17 protein-coding genes are annotated in these 16,751 nt (G+C 76.2%); 11 read left to right on the top strand and 6 right to left on the bottom strand.

Going from position 1 to position 16,751, the window contains the following annotated elements:
* The first annotated feature begins 67 nt into the window (after positions 1-67).
* Positions 68-1,360, top strand: a complete 1,293-nt coding sequence (locus LQU92_RS12225; protein ID WP_230781013.1) for a glycosyltransferase 87 family protein — start codon at positions 68-70, stop codon at positions 1,358-1,360.
* Positions 1,353-2,579: an MFS transporter gene (locus LQU92_RS12220; protein WP_230781012.1), complete on the top strand. Its 1,227-nt coding sequence runs from the start codon at positions 1,353-1,355 to the stop codon at positions 2,577-2,579. Before LQU92_RS12225 ends, LQU92_RS12220 begins: the two co-directional genes overlap by 8 nt.
* Positions 2,580-2,585: 6 nt before the next feature.
* Here LQU92_RS12220 and LQU92_RS12215 read toward each other — a convergent pair whose 3' ends face one another.
* The 5 genes from LQU92_RS12215 to LQU92_RS12195 form a co-directional block, all read right to left on the bottom strand.
* Positions 2,586-3,338: a PIG-L deacetylase family protein gene (locus LQU92_RS12215; RefSeq protein ID WP_101850806.1), complete on the bottom strand. Its 753-nt coding sequence runs from the start codon at positions 3,336-3,338 to the stop codon at positions 2,586-2,588.
* A 7-nt stretch (positions 3,339-3,345) separates the two neighbouring features.
* Entirely contained in the window at positions 3,346-3,900 is a 555-nt protein-coding gene (locus tag LQU92_RS12210) for a signal peptidase I (RefSeq protein WP_169797986.1), read from the bottom strand.
* A complete protein-coding gene (locus tag LQU92_RS12205; RefSeq protein ID WP_230781011.1) occupies positions 3,897-4,898 on the bottom strand; it encodes a hypothetical protein in 1,002 nt (333 codons plus the stop codon). Before LQU92_RS12205 ends, LQU92_RS12210 begins: the two co-directional genes overlap by 4 nt.
* Before the next feature lie 18 nt (positions 4,899-4,916).
* Positions 4,917-5,501, bottom strand: coding sequence for a hypothetical protein (locus LQU92_RS12200; protein ID WP_230781010.1), 585 nt, complete (start codon positions 5,499-5,501; stop codon positions 4,917-4,919).
* A gap of 97 nt (positions 5,502-5,598) precedes the next feature.
* Entirely contained in the window at positions 5,599-6,183 is a 585-nt protein-coding gene (locus tag LQU92_RS12195) for an alternate-type signal peptide domain-containing protein (protein WP_230781009.1), read from the bottom strand.
* Positions 6,184-6,619: 436 nt separating this feature from the next.
* Between LQU92_RS12195 and fdhD the strand changes: the two genes are divergently transcribed.
* From fdhD to LQU92_RS12175, 4 genes are read left to right on the top strand one after another with little or no spacing between them, the layout of a single operon-like run.
* Entirely contained in the window at positions 6,620-7,462 is an 843-nt protein-coding gene (gene fdhD / locus LQU92_RS12190) for a formate dehydrogenase accessory sulfurtransferase FdhD (RefSeq protein WP_101850802.1), read from the top strand.
* 44 nt (positions 7,463-7,506) lie between these two features.
* A complete protein-coding gene (locus LQU92_RS12185; protein WP_230781008.1) occupies positions 7,507-8,241 on the top strand; it encodes a glutamine amidotransferase in 735 nt (244 codons plus the stop codon).
* Positions 8,242-8,286: 45 nt separating this feature from the next.
* On the top strand, positions 8,287-9,381 hold the full coding sequence (locus tag LQU92_RS12180) for a CPBP family intramembrane glutamic endopeptidase (protein ID WP_230781007.1): 1,095 nt from the start codon (positions 8,287-8,289) through the stop codon (positions 9,379-9,381).
* Positions 9,382-9,391: 10 nt separating this feature from the next.
* Positions 9,392-10,705 (top strand): M18 family aminopeptidase, encoded by a 1,314-nt coding sequence (locus LQU92_RS12175; RefSeq protein ID WP_230781005.1) that lies wholly within the window; start codon positions 9,392-9,394, stop codon positions 10,703-10,705.
* A gap of 65 nt (positions 10,706-10,770) precedes the next feature.
* Here LQU92_RS12175 and LQU92_RS12170 read toward each other — a convergent pair whose 3' ends face one another.
* Positions 10,771-12,222: a glyceraldehyde-3-phosphate dehydrogenase gene (locus LQU92_RS12170; protein WP_230781003.1), complete on the bottom strand. Its 1,452-nt coding sequence runs from the start codon at positions 12,220-12,222 to the stop codon at positions 10,771-10,773.
* 209 nt (positions 12,223-12,431) lie between these two features.
* On the opposite strand from LQU92_RS12170, the gene LQU92_RS12165 reads away from it, so the two are divergent.
* From LQU92_RS12165 to LQU92_RS12145, 5 genes are read left to right on the top strand one after another with little or no spacing between them, the layout of a single operon-like run.
* Positions 12,432-13,361, top strand: a complete 930-nt coding sequence (locus LQU92_RS12165; protein ID WP_230781001.1) for a carbohydrate kinase — start codon at positions 12,432-12,434, stop codon at positions 13,359-13,361.
* Positions 13,362-13,412: 51 nt separating this feature from the next.
* The gene (locus tag LQU92_RS12160; RefSeq protein WP_101850798.1) at positions 13,413-13,931 is read left to right on the top strand and encodes a YbhB/YbcL family Raf kinase inhibitor-like protein; all 519 of its coding nucleotides are present in this window, start codon (positions 13,413-13,415) and stop codon (positions 13,929-13,931) included.
* Between the two features lie 10 nt (positions 13,932-13,941).
* Positions 13,942-14,820: an HAD family hydrolase gene (locus LQU92_RS12155; RefSeq protein ID WP_230781000.1), complete on the top strand. Its 879-nt coding sequence runs from the start codon at positions 13,942-13,944 to the stop codon at positions 14,818-14,820.
* Between the two features lie 10 nt (positions 14,821-14,830).
* On the top strand, positions 14,831-15,655 hold the full coding sequence (locus LQU92_RS12150; protein WP_058858057.1) for a glycerophosphodiester phosphodiesterase family protein: 825 nt from the start codon (positions 14,831-14,833) through the stop codon (positions 15,653-15,655).
* Between the two features lie 39 nt (positions 15,656-15,694).
* A complete protein-coding gene (locus tag LQU92_RS12145; protein WP_230780999.1) occupies positions 15,695-16,747 on the top strand; it encodes an enoyl-CoA hydratase/isomerase family protein in 1,053 nt (350 codons plus the stop codon).
* Positions 16,748-16,751 lie beyond the last annotated feature (4 nt).

The following is a 16,751-nucleotide window of genomic DNA, read 5'->3' as shown; positions in this document are numbered from 1 at the left end:
CGCGACCCGTCCGCCCCGCCGACCCGGAGAGAGCCGTGGACCGCACCGACACCCCGCCCGAGACCCCGTGAGCGTCCCGGCCCCCTCCGCCGCCCGGGAGGTCCCCGCCGCGCGCCCGCTCGCCCCGGCGCTGCTGGCCTGGGTCCTGCTGGCGGGGGCGCTCGTGCGCACCGTGTGGCTGGCCCTCGACGGCAGCATCGACCTGGACGTCTACCGGCTGGGCGGGGCGGCGGTCGTGGACCGCCACGGCTTCGCCGACGAGCTCTACGGGCCGGGCCTGGACCCGGCGGGCGACGGCGGGCTGCCGTTCACCTACCCGCCCTTCGCGGCCCTGCTCTTCGTGCCGCTGGCCTACCTGCCCGAGCCGCTCACCGAGCTCGCCCTCGTGCTCGCGAGCACCGGGGTCGCCGTCGTGCTCTCGGCGGCGCTGCTGCGCTACGCCGCCGCCCGCGGCCGGCCCCTGCCGCTGCAGGAGCTGCTCGGCCCGGCCACGGCCGTCGCGGCGGGCACGGCGGTGCTGCTGTGGTCCGGGCCGTGGATGCGCAACGCCGGGCTGGGGCAGATCAACGCGCTGCTGCTGGCGCTGATCGCCTACGACCTGCTGCGCACCCGCGACGACAGCCTCCTGGGCCGGGTCCCGCGCGGGACCTGGATCGGGCTGGCCGCCGGCATCAAGCTGACCCCCCTGGCCTTCGGCCTCGTGTTCCTGGTGCGGGGGCAGCTGCGCCCCCTCGTGGCCATGGGCTCCGCCTTCGCCGCGACGGTGCTGATCGGCTTCCTCGTCCTGCCGCGCGACGCGGTGGTGTTCTGGACGCAGGCCGTGGTCAGCGACGACCGGGTGGGCGGGACCGGCTACGTCGACAACACGGCGCTGCAGGGGGTGCTCCTGCACCTGGGCGTGCCCGGCGGGACCGAGCCGCTGCTGCGCTGGCCCCTGGTCCTGGTCCTGGTCGCCGGGGCGGCCCTGCTGATCCGGGTGCTGGCGGCCCGCGGGATGACGCTGTCGGTGCTGGCCGTGAACGCCCTCGTGATGCTCTACATGTCCCCGGTGACGTGGTCGCACCACCACGTGTGGTGGCCCGTGGTGCTGACCGCCGTGTGGGTCGAGGCGTGGCCGCGGCTGCTGCGCCCCGGGCTGGGGCGGGCCGCCCGCGGGACCGCGCTCGCCCTGGCCGCCGTGGCCGTGCCCGGGCTCTACGTCGGGCCCATCCGCTGGGAGGCCTGGCTGGCCCCGGCCGGGGTGCCGGGGCCAGCGATCGACGTCGTCGCGGCCCTGCCCTACCTCGCCCTGCTCCTGCTCCTGGCCCTGTGGGCGGTCGCGGGCCTGCGGGCGGGTTCCCGGGAGGGCGCCCGTGGCTGAGGCCGTCCCGCCCGGGGCGTGGCCCGGCTACGACCGGGGCAGCCCCGGCTACCGTCGCGTCCTGCTGGCCCTGCTGTGCGCGGGGGTCGCGACCTTCGCCCAGCTCTACTCCGTCCAGGGCGTGCTGCCCCTGCTGGCCGCGGAGCTCGGCGTGGACGCCGCCCAGGCCTCCCTGGGGGTCTCCGCGGCGACGCTCGGGCTGGCGGCGGCCGTGCTGCCGTGGTCCGTCGTCTCGGACCGGTGGGGGCGGCTGCGGACCATGGTCGTGGCGGTGGCCGCCGCGACCGCCCTGGGGCTCGTCATGCCGCTGGCCCCCGGGTTCGAGGCCCTCGTGGTGCTGCGCTTCGCCGAGGGCGCGGCCCTCGGCGGGATCCCGGCGGTGGCCATGGCCTACCTCGCGGAGGAGGTCGCCGGCCGGCACACCGCGGTCGCCGCGGGCACCTACGTGGCGGGCACGACCCTCGGCGGGCTGGCCGGGCGCATCGTCGCCGCCCCCGTGGGCGACGCCCTCGGCTGGCGGGCCGGCACGCTCACGGTGAGCGTGCTCGCCGCGGCGGCCGCGGTCGCGTTCGTGCTCCTGGCCCCGCGCCAGCGCGGCTTCGTGCGCCGCTCCGTGCGCCTGACCGGCGCGGACGGGCTGGCCGGGCGGCTGCGGGCGAACCTGGCCGACCCGGGGCTGGTCGTGCTCTGCGTGCTCGCGTTCCTGCTCATGGGCGGGTTCGTGGCGATCTACAACTACCTGGGCTTCCACCTCGGCGAGGAGCCCTTCGGCGTCTCGCAGACCCTGGTGAGCCTGCTGTTCCTGGCCTACCTCTCCGGCACGTGGTCCTCCGGGGCGGCCGGGCGGGTGGCCGCCGCGCGCGGGCGCCGCACGGTGCTGCTGGGCAGCGGGGCGCTGATGCTCGCGGGCCTGGCGGGCACGCTGGCGCCCTGGCTCCCGGTGGTCGTGGCGGGGCTGCTCGTGTTCACCGCGGGGTTCTTCGCCGCCCACGCGGTCGCCTCCGGGTGGGTGGCCGTGCGGGCGAGCACCGGGCGGGCGCAGGCCTCCTCGCTGTACACGCTCTTCTACTACGCGGGCTCCTCCGTGCTCGGCTGGGCCGTGGGCCTCGCCTACACCGGGGCCGGGTGGGCCGCCGCGGTCGGTGCGGTCGCGGGCCTCGTCGTCGTCGCCGGCGTGCTCGTGGCCCTCGTGCTGCGCGACCCGGCGCCCGGGCGCTGAGCCGGCTCAGTCGTCGCCGCCGCCCCAGCGCAGGGGGAACACCTCGAAGGCCGAGGCGAGCTCCGCCCCGGCGCGCGCGCCGGCCGCCCGGGCCCCCTCGCGCAGGAACGCGTCCGGGTCGAAGTCCGCCCAGCCCAGACCCTCGAGGTAGGCGCGGTGGGCGCGCAGCGACTCCACGCCCGCCTCGAAGGTCGCGGTGACGTCCACCGCGTGCCGGGCCCCGGGCGAGGCGGCGGCCCACACGGCGCGCACGTCGGGCCACGGGGCGAGCCCGGCCTCGACCTGCTCCGGGAAGACCCACCGGTTGCCGGCGTCGCGCGCCGCGTCGAGGCTCGCCCGGCCCACGGCGATGTGGTCGGCCTGGTTGAGGTTCACGGCCCCGTCCCAGGTGTCGCGGAAGTTGTTGGTGATCACCACGTCGGGGCGGTGCCGGCGCACGACCTCCGCGATCCGCCGGCGCAGGGCCACGCCGTACTCGAGCACGCCGTCGGGCAGGTGCAGGAACTCGACCTGCTCCACGCCCACGACCCGGCAGGACTCCCGCTGCTCCGCCTCCCGCAGGGGGCCGGCGCGCTGCGGGTCGATCCCGTCGATCCCGGCCTCCCCGCTGGTCACGAGGCAGTAGACGACCTCCTTGCCCTGGCCGGTCCAGCGGGCCACGGCCGCGGCGGCGCCGAACTCCATGTCGTCGGGGTGGGCGACGACGACCAGGGCGCGGTGCCAGTCCTCGGGCAGGGGCGTGAGCGGGGTCTCGGTCATGGGCTCATCATGGCCGCCCGGCCCGGGCCCGGGCAACGGTGCGCTCGCGCACGGCGGCGCCGAGCTGCCACAGGGCGTAGCCGCCCAGGGCGGCCGCGACGGCGACGGTGCCCGCGCGCTTCTGCCCGGGGTCCAGGGCCGTGGCCAGGTGGCCCGCCCACGGGACGTGGTAGCGCACGAGCCCGCGCAGCTGCACGTGGGTGATCTCGCCCTCGTCGGCGGCGTCGTTGGCGTCGCCGCGGGTCGTGAAGCTGCGCCGGCCCTCGCCGTCCTGGGCGATCGCGACGACCCGGTGGGTGACGAGCGTGGCGTCGTCGGGCCGGGGCATGAACGTCACGACGTCGCCGACCGCCAGCCGCTCGGCGTCCCCGGGACCCTCGAGGGGCTCGACGACGACCTGGCTGCCGGTCGGCACGGCCGGTTCCATGGACCCGGAGACCACCGTCAGGGGCACCCAGCCGAGCGCGCGGGGCACCGCGACGGTCGCGAGCAGCAGGGCGGCGACCACGGCGAGCAGGCCCAGCAGCACCGTGCGGGCCGCTCCGTGCAGGACGCGGCTCACGCCGGGTCCCCCGGGCACGCGATCCTGTGGCTGTTGCCGGGGGAGTGCATCGTCCACAGGGCGGGCGGGTCCGCCGCCGGGCCGGCCGCGGTCCGCGGCCGCACCGCGAACTCCCAGGCCGACTGCCTGCCCGGGCCGCGCTCGGCCGCCGGGATGTCGTCCACGGTCAGGAGTGCCTGCCGCACGCTCCCGTCGCCGAGGGTCCGCAGCGTCTCCCAGGCGCCGCCGGCCTGCGGGCGCCGCAGCAGCTCCCACCCCAGGACCTCGTCCGGGCCCTGCCAGGTCCAGGCGACGAGGGCGTCCTTGCCGGCCGCGGTGCACCCGGCCGGGGCCGCGGGCTCCTCGGCCGGCGGCCCGGCGGGCTCCTGCCCGCCCGGCTCCTGCCCGCCGGGGTCCTCCCCGGGTGGTTCCTCCCCGGCCGGGGGCTCCACGGCGGGCAGGTCGACGAGGACCGCGGTCTCCCACGTGCGCTCGGCGCGCTGGGAGACCCCGTCGAGGGAGAGGGCCTCCAGGCGGGTGACGACGCGCAGGGACCGCCCGTCCCAGGGCCGCAGCGTCTCCGCCGGGACCTCCGCGAGGGAGACCTCCAGGCACAGGCGGGCCGTCGCGTCCCGCGGCAGCGGGGCCGGCTCCCCGGCCACGGCCGTGACCGGCGCGCCGGCGCCGCGCGCGGTCCACGCCGCCGGCCCGGCGCAGCCGTCCTGCCAGGCGAAGGAGGCCCCGGCGAGCGCGAGGACCGTGCCGTCCGGGGCGAGCACGGAGACGTCCGCGGGGCGGGCGCGGACCCCGAAGCCCGAGGTGTTCGTCAGCACGGCGGCGCGGTCGCCGTCGGCGGCGACCGCGAGGCCGGCGCGGCCCGTGGTCGAGGCGGGCACGGTCACCTGCTCGGCGGTGCGCCACGCGGCCCCGGTCGCGGTGCCGGGGGTGGTGAGGACGACGCCGGCGAGCAGGGCGAGGACGCCGAGGAGGTAGAGGACGGTGTGGCGCGGCTGGGTCACGGGGGTCTCCGGTAGGGGTCAGCGCTGGGCGAGGGAGAGCGTCAGCGGGCCGGGGGCGGCGGTGGCGCCCGCGGCGCCGGGGAGGTCGTAGCGGACGGTGACGTCGTAGGCGGCGCCGTCCCGGGCCGGGGCCATGGCGCGGCCCTGCGCGCCGGTCGCCGCGGGGAGCGGGGAGCCGGGGTCCGCGGAGGCGATCTCGACGCGCGGGGCGCTCGCGCCGGCGGGGGCGCCGGCGTCGACCACGAGGTCGGCGGCCAGCCGGGTCCCCTCGAGGACGGGGACGGCGCGGGTCCGGACGACGACGGTGCTGCCCGGGGCCGTCGGTCCCGGCACGGCGTCCAGGCCGGTGAGGTCCGTGGCCACGGCGACGGCCGCGCCGGTGGCGTCGAGGTCCTCGTGGTGCAGGGTCACGGTGGTGTCCTCGAGGACGAGCTCGAGGCCGCCGGTGGTGATCGTGGCGACCTCCAGCGGCGCGGTCGAGGACCAGCGGGCGGCGGTGCCGTGGTCGGTGCTCAGCAGGGCGGCGAGCAGCCCGGCGAGCAGGGCCGCGGCCGCGGCGGTGCGCAGGGGCCGGGCGGGGCGGGTCGTGCGGGGGAGCGTCACGGGGGCCTCCGGGGGAGGGGCGGGAGGACGGGGGAGGGGCGTCCCGGTGCGGCGGTGCCGCACCGGGACGCTGCGGGGGCGGGCGGCCCCCGGCGGATCACTTCTGCTCGAGCTGCAGGGAGATGCCGTCGAAGGTGATCTTCTGGTTCTGGTACTGCGTGCCGGTCACGGAGTCGCCGATCCAGGTGAACGTGCCGGTCACCGTGACCGTCTTGCCGTCGTCGGCGGAGGTGACGTCGTAGGCGCTGTCGTCGTCGGTGTCCGCCAGACCGGTCACCTCGACGTCGTAGTCGAGGAGGCCCTTCCCGACCGCGTAGTCCAGGTACTGCTTCGTGGCGCCCTCGTAGGCCACCGACAGGTCGGCGTCGAGGTTCTTGCCGCGGGCGTCGACCACGGCGGTGGTCGTGAACTGCAGCGTGTCGCCGGGCACGATGCGGTCCGTGGCCGGGTCGTAGGCCTCGCCGCCCGCGAACGTCCAGGCGGGGCCGGAGACGTTCTCGAGGGAGAGGGAGCCGGTCGAGATGCCCGTGGAGCCCACGGCGGCGGCCTCGTCGGACCACTTGGCGAAGGTCCCGCCGCCGGCGGCGAGCAGGCCCGCGGCGACGACGCCGGCGAGCACGGCCCTGCCGGTGCGGCGGTTGCGGCCGGTGGTGGGGGCGGTGTGCTGGGGTGCGGAGGACATGGGTGTTCCTTTGCGAGAGAGGGTGGGAGGAGAGCGCGCTGGATCGGCGCGCGCCGGGCGGGCATCCGGTGCCGTGGCCCGCGGGAGCGGCGGGGTCCGCCGGCCCGGGGATCGACCGGGCCGGCGGACCGCCCGCTGCGGCGCTCGCGGGGTCCGCGGGCGCCGTGGGGAGGCGGTGGATCGCCCGGGACGCCACCGGCAGCCCACCGGCGCCGTCCCCGACGAGTTCGAGACTAGACAAAAGTCCATGAATTCGAACAGAGCAGATCCGTCCCCAGTTCTCCCGACGTTACTGATCGGTAATGTCCCCCGACCGGCGGCGGTCCCCCGATGCCGCGGCGCAGGACGCGCCCCGCCGTCGTCCGTCGCCGCGCGGGGGACGGGCGGCCTAGGATCACGGGAGGGCCCCGCCCCGGGGCACGGACGGGAGGAGACCATGACCCGCGCGTCCCGGCGCCACCGCGTGCACCGCTACACCGCCGACGGCGCCGTCTCGGCCCGCGCCGACACCGTGGCCGGCGAGGAGCCCCTCGAGATCCGGCTCGACGGGCGGGCCTTCACCGTCACGATGCGCACCCCGGGCCACGACTTCGACCTCGTCGGGGGCTTCCTCGTCTCCGAGGGCGTGGTCTCGGCCGCGGAGCAGATCGTGCGCATGGACTACCGCGGCGGGGTCGACGCCGACGGGCGGCGCTCCTACAACGTGGTCGACGTCGTGCTCGCCCCCGGGGTCGTGCCGCCGGACACCTCCATGGAGCGCCACGTCTACACGTCGTCGTCGTGCGGGGTGTGCGGCACGGCCTCGATCGAGGCCGTCACGAAGGTCTCCGCGTTCGGCCCCGTCACGGATGCGGTCCGCCTGCCGGTCGCAGGCCTGCTCGCCCTGCCGGAGCGCCTGCGCGCCGCCCAGCGCCTGTTCGACACCACCGGCGGCGTCCACGCCGCCGGGCTCTTCCGCTTCCCCGGGGACGACGACGGGCCCGAGCTGCTGTGCGTGCGCGAGGACGTCGGCCGGCACAACGCCGTGGACAAGGTCGTGGGCTGGGCGCTGCGCGAGGGCCTGCTGCCGCTGCGCGGGACCGTCCTGCAGGTCTCCGGCCGGGCCTCGTTCGAGCTCGTGCAGAAGGCGCACCTTGCCGGGATCCCCGCGCTCGCGGCGGTCTCGGCGCCCTCGGCGCTCGCGGTCGAGCTCGCGGAGCGGACCGGGACCACGCTGCTGGGCTTCAGCCGCGGCGCGTCCTTCAACGCCTACGCGGGCCGGGACCGCATCGCGGGCTGAGGGGCCGGCCCGGGCCCGCCCCGCCGCTGAATAGGATGAACGCCATGAAGCCCTTCCTGCTGCTCGCCACCCGGTCCGAGGACGACGTCGCGGACGAGGAGTACGAGACGATCTGCCGCTTCAGCGGCCTGCGGGAGGAGCAACTGCACCGGGTCCGGCTCGAGGCCGGGCCCATGCCCCCGATCGACCTGCAGCGCTACTCGGGGGTCATCATCGGGGGCTCCCCGTTCAACTCCTCGGACCCCCCGGAGCTGAAGTCGGCGGTCCAGCGCCGGGCCGAGGCGGAGATGCGGGACCTGCTCGACGAGGTCGTCGCCCGCGACTTCCCCTTCCTCGGCGCCTGCTACGGGGTGGGCACGCTGGGCACGCACCAGGGCGGGGTCGTCGACCGCACCCGCGGGGAGGAGATCGGCGTGATCGAGGTGAGCCTCACGGAGGAGGGGCGCCGCGACCCCCTGCTGCGGGAGCTGCCCGAGGTCTTCCACGGCTACGTGGGGCACAAGGAGGGCACCCGCCGGCTCGCCCCCTCGGCCGTCCTGCTGGCCACCGGCACCGACTGCCCCGTCCAGATGTTCCGGGTCGGGCGCAACCTCTACGCGACGCAGTTCCACCCGGAGCTGGACGGCCCCGCGCTGGTCAACCGGATCGAGGCGTACAAGGAGCACGGCTACTTCCCCACCGGCGACGCCGAGCGCGTGAAGGACCGGATCCGCACGGGCCCGGCCGTCACCGAGCCGCGCCGGATCCTGGCCGCCTTCGCCGACCGCTACGCCCGCTGAGGCGCGCCCCGGCCGGGCGTCGGGCGCGGCCGATAGCGTAGGGGCATGACCACCCGCACCGTGCCCTGGGCGCCCGCCGGCGACGACGCCCGCCCGGGCCCGCCCGCCCGCCGACTGCCCTACCACCGGCTGGGCCACGCCGACCCGGCCCACCGCTGGTGGAAGCCCCTCGTGGAGCTGCTGGTCTTCGGCGCCGTCTACGTGCTGCTCAGCGCCGTGCTGGGCATCGTGTGGACCCTGTGGCTGATCGCCACCCGCGGCGAGGGCGCGCTCGACGAGCTGCTGGGGGACCTGGCGAGCCTGGACATCATGGACCCGGCGCTGCTGTTCATGACGCTGCTCTCCGTGGTGCTGATGATCCCGGCGATCGTCGTGGCCCGGCTGGTCGCGGGCCCCCGCCCGCTGGGGCTGCTGCTGTCCGTGACGGGGCGGCTGCGCTGGGGCTTCCTGGTCCGCACGACCCTGCTCGCCCTGGCCGTCTACGCCGTGGGCCACGGCCTGCTCCTGGTCCTCGAGCTGGTCACCACGGGCTCACTGCAGCCGGCCGCGCCGCCGGAGCCGCCCGCGCAGCTGTGGCTGATCGTGCCGATGATCGTGCTGCTCGTGCCCCTGCAGTGCGCGGCCGAGGAGCTCGTCTTCCGCGGCTACCTGCTGCAGACCGTCGGGCGCTGGGTGCGCTCCCCGGCCCTGGCGGTCCTGCTGCCGGTGCCGCTGTTCACCTTCGCCCACCTCTACGACGTCTGGGGGCTGCTCGCGGTCGCTGCCATGGCGGTCGTGGCCGGGTGGCTGAGCTGGCGCACCGGCGGGCTCGAGGCCGCGATCGGGCTGCACGTGGTGAACAACGTGCTCGCGTTCTCCCTCGCGGCGGCCGGCTGGGCCGACCCCATGCCCGAGGAGTCCACGTGGGTCTCCCTGGCCTCCGCGCTGCCGCTCTACCTCGTCTTCGCCTGGCTGGTCGTGCGCGACGCCCGCCGGCGGGGGATCGAGGTCACCCGCACGGTCCCCGCCGTCCCGTCCCCGGCGCCGCTCCCGCCCGCCGGCGGCGGCCCGGGCGGGCCCGGCGGATGGGTGTGCCCCGGCCCGCCGGCGTGCCCCGGGCACTGGGCCGCTCCGGCCCCCGCCCCGGGGCCGCGTCCGTAGACTGGCCGGCATGGCAGCGCACGAGACCTCCCCCGACCCCCGCTCCGTCGTGGCCGACCTCGGCCGCTACGTCACGGACTCCCCGAGCTCCTACCACGCGGCCCGGGCCGCGGCGGCCCGGCTCGAGGCGGCCGGCTTCACCCGCCTGCCGGAGGAGGAGCCGTGGCAGCACGTGCACGGGCGCCGCTACGTGCTGCGCGACGGGGCGCTGATCGCCTGGGTCGCCCCGCACGGGGTGCCCGCCGGCGCCGGCTTCCGGATCCTCGGGGCGCACACCGACTCGCCGGGCTTCAAGCTCAAGCCGCGCCCCGGCACGAGCGCCCACGGGTGGCACCAGGCGGGCGTGGAGGTCTACGGCGGGCCCCTGCTGAACTCCTGGCTCGACCGCGACCTGCGCCTGGCCGGGCGCCTCGTGGTGCGCGGCGAGGACGGGACCCCCGCCGAGGTGCTGACCGCGACCGGGCCCGTGGCCCGCATCCCGCAGCTGGCGATCCACCTGGACCGGGAGGCGAACAAGGGGCTGACCCTCGACCGGCAGCAGCACCTCCAGCCCGTGTGGGGCGCGGGCGCGGAGGGCGCCGACGTCCTCGCGCTGCTGGCCGCGCACGCCGAGGGCGGCCCCGTGGACCCGGAGCGCGTCCTGGGCCACGACGTGGTGCTGGCCGACACCCAGGAGCCCGCGCTCCTGGGCGCCTCCGGCGAGCTGTTCGCCTCCGGCCGGCTCGACAACCTCTCCTCCGTCCACGCCGGGCTCACCGCCCTGGTCCGGGAGGCGGAGGCCCTCGAGGGCGGCCGGCGGATCGCGGTGCTCGCCGCGTTCGACCACGAGGAGATCGGCTCCGGCACCCGCTCCGGGGCCGCGGGCCCGTTCCTCGAGGACGTGCTCGTGCGACTGGCCGAGGCCCTCGACCGGACCCCGGCCGAGCACCGCCGGGCGCTGGCGGACTCGGTGTGCCTGTCCGCGGACGCCGGTCACCTGGTGCACCCCAACTACGCCGGCCACCACGACCCGGTGAACCGTCCCGAGCCGGGGGCGGGGCCGCTGCTGAAGCTCAACGCCGACCAGCGCTACGCCACGGACGCGGTGGGCGCGGGGATCTGGGCGGCCGCGTGCGAGCGCGCGGGCGTGGCCCACCAGCAGTTCGTCTCCAACAACCGGATCCCGTGCGGGTCCACGATCGGCCCGCTCACCGCCACCCGGCTGGGCATCCGCACGATCGACGCCGGGATCGGTCTGCTGTCGATGCACTCCGCCCGCGAGCTGTGCCACGTGGCCGACGCCGCCGCGCTCGACGCCGTCGCCGGGGCGTTCCTCACCGGCTGAGGACCCCGCGCACGCAGCAGGGGCGCCCCCGCACGGGGACGCCCCTGCTGTGCTGCGGGCCCGGGTCAGCGCGCGGCGGTCCCGGCGGCCACCCGCTCGGCGGGGAACTGCGGCATGGCGATGTCGGCCATGCGGGCCAGCACGCGCACCACCTGGCAGGAGTAGCCGAACTCGTTGTCGTACCAGACGTAGAGCACGAGCGAGCTGCCGTTGACGATGGTCGCCAGCCCGTCCACGACGCCCGCGCGACGCGAGCCCACGAAGTCGGTGGAGACGACCTCGGGGGAGTCGGTGTAGTCGATCTGCTTGCGCAGGGACGAGTTCAGCGAGATGTCGCGCAGGTACTGGTTGACGGCGTCCTTGGACTCCGGGGCGTTCTCCAGCTGCAGGTTCAGGATCGCCATGGACACGTCCGGGGTGGGGACGCGGATGGCGTTGCCGGTGAGCTTGCCGGCCATCTCGGGCAGGGCCTTGGCCACGGCCTTCGCCGCACCGGTCTCGGTGAGGACCATGTTCAGGGCGGCGGAGCGGCCGCGGCGGTCGCCCTTGTGCCAGTTGTCGATGAGGTTCTGGTCGTTGGTGTAGGAGTGCACCGTCTCGACGTGGCCCTGGGCGATGCCGTACTTGTCGTTGAGCACCTTCACGACCGGGGTGATCGCGTTGGTGGTGCACGAGGCGGCGGAGAGGATCCTGTCCTCGGGCACGATCACGTCGTCGTTGACGCCGCAGACGATGTTCTTCAGCTCGCCCTTGCCCGGGGCGGTGAGCAGGACCTTGGCCACGCCCTTGGACCCCAGGTGCTTGGACAGCCCGGCCTCGTCGCGCCACACGCCGGTGTTGTCCACGACGATCGCGTTGTCGATGCCGTAGGCGGTGTAGTCGATCTCGGAGGGGTCGTTCGCGTAGATGAACTGGATCGCCACCCCGTTGGCGGTGATGACGTTGTTCTCCTCGTCGACGTGGATCGTGCCGTCGAACTTGCCGTGCACGGAGTCGCGGCGCAGCAGGGAGGCGCGCTTGACGAGGTCGTTGCCCGGCTTCTTGCGCACGACGACGGCGCGCAGGTTCAGCCCGGTGCCGTCGTTGCGGTTGACGAGGATGCGGGCCAGCAGGCGGCCGATCCGGCCGAAGCCGTAGAGGACGACGTCCTGCGGCTCGGGGGTGTTCTGGTCCCTGCGCCCGACGACCGGGGCGAGCTCCTCGCGCAGGAACGCCTCGAGGTCGAGGTCGGACTCCTTGGACATGCGGTTGAGCTTGCCCAGGTCCACGGCACACGTGCCGAGGTCCAGGCGGGAGAGGGTCTCCAGGAGGCGGGTCGTGTCCTCGAGGGGCAGCTCCTCGCCGTCGATGCGGCGGGCGAAGCGGTGCGCCTTGATGATCTGGGTGACGGACTTGTGGACGAGCGAGCGTCCGTAGACCGTCGGGACGACCTTGTTCTCGCGGTGCAGCCGGCCGACCAGGGGAACGACGGCCTCGGCGAGCGCCTCGCGCTCGGCCCAGCTCTCGGGGGTGCTCAAGAATGACCTACTTCCTCGGCCGGGGACCTCGTCGTGTCCGGCCGTGTCGTGCCGCGCGTCGTTGCGCGGTCTCGGGACGCGTGGGCCGCTGCGGGGTCTTCGCGCAGGGCACCGCCGCCCATTCTAGGCGCACCGGGGCCCCCGGGGTGGCCTGCGTTACGCTCCCGCGCCGCCGGGTCCGCGCGGGGGCCGAGTGCTACCGTGTGGGCATGCTGACGGTGATCGGAGAGGCCCTCGTCGACGTGGTCTCGAAGCAGGGCCAGGAGCCCCGGGCGCACGCGGGCGGCAGCCCCATGAACGTGGCCGTCGGGCTGGCCCGGCTCGGCCACGAGGTGCAGTTCCTGGGCCGCTACGGCGACGACGAGCACGGCACCCGCGTCCAGGCGCACCTGCGGGACAACGGGGTGCGCCTGCCCTTCGAGCCCGACACCCGGCCCACCTCCGTGGCCGAGGCCGTGATCGACGACGACGGCGCCGCCACCTACGACTTCCGGCTCGACTGGTCCCTCGAGCTCGACGACGACCGGCTCGAGCGGCTGCTGGCCGGCACCGAGCTGCTGCACGTCGGCTCGATCGGGGCGATGCTCGAGCCCGGCGCCTCGAGGGTCCGCCGGGCCGTGGAGCTCGCCCACGGCCGGGCCGTGGTCTCCTACGACCCGAACTGCCGGCCCTCGATCATCCCCGACTCCTCGGCCGCCCGGGCGCGGGCGGAGGAGCTCGTGGCCCTCGCCGACGTCGTGAAGGCCTCCGACGAGGACCTGCTGTGGCTCTACCCCCACCGCAGCGTCGAGGAGACCGCCGCGGCGTGGCTGCGGGCGGGGGCGCGCCTCGTCGTCGTCACCCGCGGCCCGATGGGGCCCTGGGCCCGGACCCGGGCCACCGGCCCGCGCGGGGTGGAGGTCCCGGCCGCCCGTGCCGAGGTCGTGGACACCGTGGGCGCCGGCGACTCCTTCATGGCCGCGACCCTGGGCTGGCTCGCCGACCACGGCTACACCGGGGCCACCGCCCGCGAGCGGATCGACGACCTCGACGCCGGGCAGGTCGAGGACCTGTTGCGCTTCGCGGCCGCGGCCGCGGCCGTCACCGTCTCGCGCGCGGGCGCGGACCTGCCCCGGCGCGAGGACCTGCCCCGCGGCTGACCCCGCGCCCGACGCACCCGACCGCACGTCCCCGACCGGAAGGAGAGCCCCGTGCTCGACCGCGAACCCTACGCCGACCTGCCCGACCTGCCGAGCTTCACGCTCACCTCGGAGGACCTCACCGAGGGCGGGTCGCTCCACCCCGACCAGTGCTCCGGCATCATGGGCGCCGGCGGGCGGGACGTCTCCCCGCAGCTGAGCTGGTCCGGGGCCCCGGAGGGCACGAAGAGCTACGTGGTGACGATGTTCGACCCCGACGCCCCCACGCCCAGCGGCTTCTGGCACTGGTGCCTGTCCAACATCCCCGCCGAGGTCACCTCCCTCGAGCGGGGCGCGGCCTCGAACCCGCCGGCGGGGGCGGTCAAGCACCGCAACGACGGCGGCACGGACGAGTACATCGGCGCCGCCCCGCCCCCCGGCCACGGCCCGCACCGCTACGTCGTGTGCGTGACCGCCGTCGGGGAGGAGACCATCGAGGTCGACGAGAGCGCCAGCCCGGCCGCCGTGAACTTCCAGCTGTTCAGCCACGGCATCGCCCGCGCCTGCCTGACGGGCGTGCACGAGAGGTGACGCGCCGACCGTGAGCCCGCCCCTGGAGGTCTCCCCGCCGGGGACCCCGATCCGGCTGATCGCCAGCGACCTCGACGGCACCGTCCTGGGCCGGGACTTCCGCTTCCGCCCCCGCACGGTCGAGGCGCTGCGCGCCGCCCAGGACGGGGGGCTGCACGTGGTCTTCGTGACGGGCCGGCCGATGCGCTGGCTGGACCCGCTGCGCGAGCAGCTCGCGCACGAGGGCGTGGTCATCTGCTCCAACGGCGCGGTCGTCTACGACCTCGCGGCCGACCGCGTCGTGGAGTCGAGCCTGTTCCCCGTGCACGAGGCCTTCGCGGTGATGGACGAGATCGCGGCCCGCCACCCCGGGTCGCTGTTCGCCGCCGAGACCCTCGAGGGCGTCTACACCGACCACGGGTGGGCCCGCACCGACCGGATGGAGAGCGGGGCCCCGCGCACGGGCCCGCTGCGCGAGCAGGTCCCGGCGGAGCCGGGTCTCGTGAAGTTCCTGGCCAAGCGGGACGGGGCGGAGCCCCACGCCTACGTGCGGGCGCTGACCGAGCTGGTGGGCGGGCGGCTGTCCGTGACCTCCTCCGTGGCCGGGAGCCCGCTCGTGGAGATGGGCCAGCGGGGGCTGACCAAGGCCCGCACGCTCACCCAGTACGCGGCCGAGCGCGGGATCGGCCCGCACGAGGTGCTCGCCTTCGGGGACATGCCCAACGACCTCGAGATGCTCACCTGGGCCGGGCACGGCTACGCCATGGCGGACGGCCACCCCGCGGTGGTCCGGGCGGTCGGGCGCACCGCCCCGCCCTTCGCCGAGGACGGCGTGGCCCGGGTGATCGAGGCGCTGCTGCGCGAGCAGGCGGGGGAGCGGCCTGCGGGACAGGTCTCTACGGCTGGGTAACAATGGGGTCGTGGACACCCCAGCACCCCGCCCCGCCGCGCCGGCGGCCCTCGCCCACCGCGGCTTCTCCCCGGAGGGCGCCGAGAACACCCTCGACGCCGTCCGCGCCGCCCGCGACCTGGGCTACGCGTGGATCGAGACCGACGTGAACACGACCGCCGACGGCGTCGTGCTCAGCTTCCACGACGAGACCCTCGACCGCGTCACCGGCACGCCCGGGGCCGTCTCGGCGCTGACCTGGGAGCAGGTCCGCCGCGCACGCGTCGCCGGCGGCCCGGCCATCCCCACCCTCGCGGAGCTGCTGCGCGCCTTCCCCGAGCTGCGGTTCAACATCGACGTCAAGGACGAGGCCTCGGTCGCGGCCCTGCCGCCGCTGCTGCACGAGCTCGGCGCCGCCGGGCGGGTGCGCGTGACCTCGTTCTCCGAGAGCCGCCGGCGGCGCACCCTGCGGGCCCTGCGCGCGCTCACCGGCGGCCCGGTGCCCACCTCCTCCGGCAAGGAGGGGATGCGGCTGCTGCTCGTGAGCTCGTGGCTGGGCGGGCCCGCGTGGCGGATCGCCCGCCGGCTGGCCGCCCGGTGGATCGAGCCCTTCGACACCGTCCAGATCCCCCGCCGCCACCGCGTGCGCGGGGGCCGGGAGATCGAGCTCGTCACCCCCCGCTTCCTCGCCTTCGCCCACCGCCACGGCATCGCGGTGCACGTGTGGACCGTCAACGACCCCGAGGAGATGGCCGAGCTGCTCGAGCTCGGCGTGGACGGGATCGTCACCGACCGCGCCGACCTGCTCGCGGACCTGCTCGCCCGCCGCGGGCAGTGGCCGCCCTCCGGCGTGTGAGCCGTGGCACCCGGGTCCGGGCCGTGGCAGGGTGGGCCCATGACCGACATCACCGCCCTGCCCGCGGACCCGGAGCCGTACGTGCTCGCCGAGGTCCGCGACGGGACCGGCCACCTCGTGCTGAACCGGCCCCGCCAGCTCAACGCGCTCACCGCGCAGATGTACCTCGACCTGCGCGCGGCCCTCGACGCGTGGCGCGACGACGACGCCGTGGACCACGTGCTGGTCACCTCCGCCTCCCCGAAGGCGTGGTGCGCCGGCGGGGACATCCGCCAGGTCCGCGAGGCCGTCACGAACGGGCGGATCGGGGCGGCCACGCGGGTCTTCGCCGTCGAGTACGCCCTCGACTGCCTCATCGCCGACTACCCCAAGCCCTACGTGGCGCTGATGAACGGCATCTGCATGGGCGGGGGCATGGGCATCTCCGTGCACGGCTCCCACCGGGTGGTCGGCCCCTCGACCGTGCTGGCCATGCCCGAGACGCGGATCGGCTTCTTCACGGACATCGGCGCCTCCTGGTTCCTGCCCCGCGTCTCGCGCCCGGGACGCCGGGACGAGCCCGGCCTCGCCGTCGGCCGCTGGCTGGCCCTGGGCGGGCAGCGGATCACCGGGGCGGACGCCGTGGCCCTCGGCCTCGCCGACGTCCTGGTCGCCGACGAGGACTTCCCCGCGCTCGCGGACGCCGTGGTCGCCGAGGGGCCGGAGGCGGCCCTGGCGCGCTTCGCCCGCGACCCGGGACCCTCCGCGGTCGTGGAGCGGTGGGACGAGATCGAGCAGCGCTACGGCGCCGGCACCCTCGAGGAGATCGTCGCCGCGGCCCCCGAGGACCTCGAGGGCATGAGCCCGTCCTCCCTCGTGCGCACCTTCGAGCTGCTCGAGCGCGGCGCCGCCGAGCACGACGTCCGCTCGTGCCTGGAGCGGGAGCTGCGGCTGGCCGCGGACACGATCGCCCGCCCCGACTTCGCCGAGGGGGTGCGCGCGGTGCTCGTGGACAAGGACAACGCCCCGTCCTGGGAGCACGCCTCGGTCGCCGACGTCGACGTCGCCGCCGTGCGCGCCCTGCTCGACGAGAAGCTGCCGCTGCCCCTCTGAGCCC

The sequence above is a fragment of the Kocuria sp. LUK genome (genome assembly GCF_021012935.1).
Taxonomy (GTDB): domain Bacteria; phylum Actinomycetota; class Actinomycetes; order Actinomycetales; family Micrococcaceae; genus Kocuria; species Kocuria flava.
Note: the sequence above shows the minus strand (reverse complement) of the source record. Positions and strands in the feature narration are given on the sequence as shown.

Bases quoted from the DNA above. Each gene is read 5' to 3' on its own strand.
- LQU92_RS12215 (WP_101850806.1), bottom strand. From the start codon at position 3,338: ATGACCGAGACCCCGCTCACGCCCCTGCCCGAGGACTGGCACCGCGCC.
- LQU92_RS12195 (WP_230781009.1), bottom strand. From the start codon at position 6,183: ATGTCCTCCGCACCCCAGCACACCGCCCCCACCACCGGCCGCAACCGC.
- fdhD (WP_101850802.1), top strand. From the start codon at position 6,620: ATGACCCGCGCGTCCCGGCGCCACCGCGTGCACCGCTACACCGCCGAC.
- LQU92_RS12185 (WP_230781008.1), top strand. From the start codon at position 7,507: ATGAAGCCCTTCCTGCTGCTCGCCACCCGGTCCGAGGACGACGTCGCG.
- LQU92_RS12180 (WP_230781007.1), top strand. From the start codon at position 8,287: ATGACCACCCGCACCGTGCCCTGGGCGCCCGCCGGCGACGACGCCCGC.
- LQU92_RS12175 (WP_230781005.1), top strand. From the start codon at position 9,392: ATGGCAGCGCACGAGACCTCCCCCGACCCCCGCTCCGTCGTGGCCGAC.
- LQU92_RS12165 (WP_230781001.1), top strand. From the start codon at position 12,432: ATGCTGACGGTGATCGGAGAGGCCCTCGTCGACGTGGTCTCGAAGCAG.
- LQU92_RS12145 (WP_230780999.1), top strand. From the start codon at position 15,695: ATGACCGACATCACCGCCCTGCCCGCGGACCCGGAGCCGTACGTGCTC.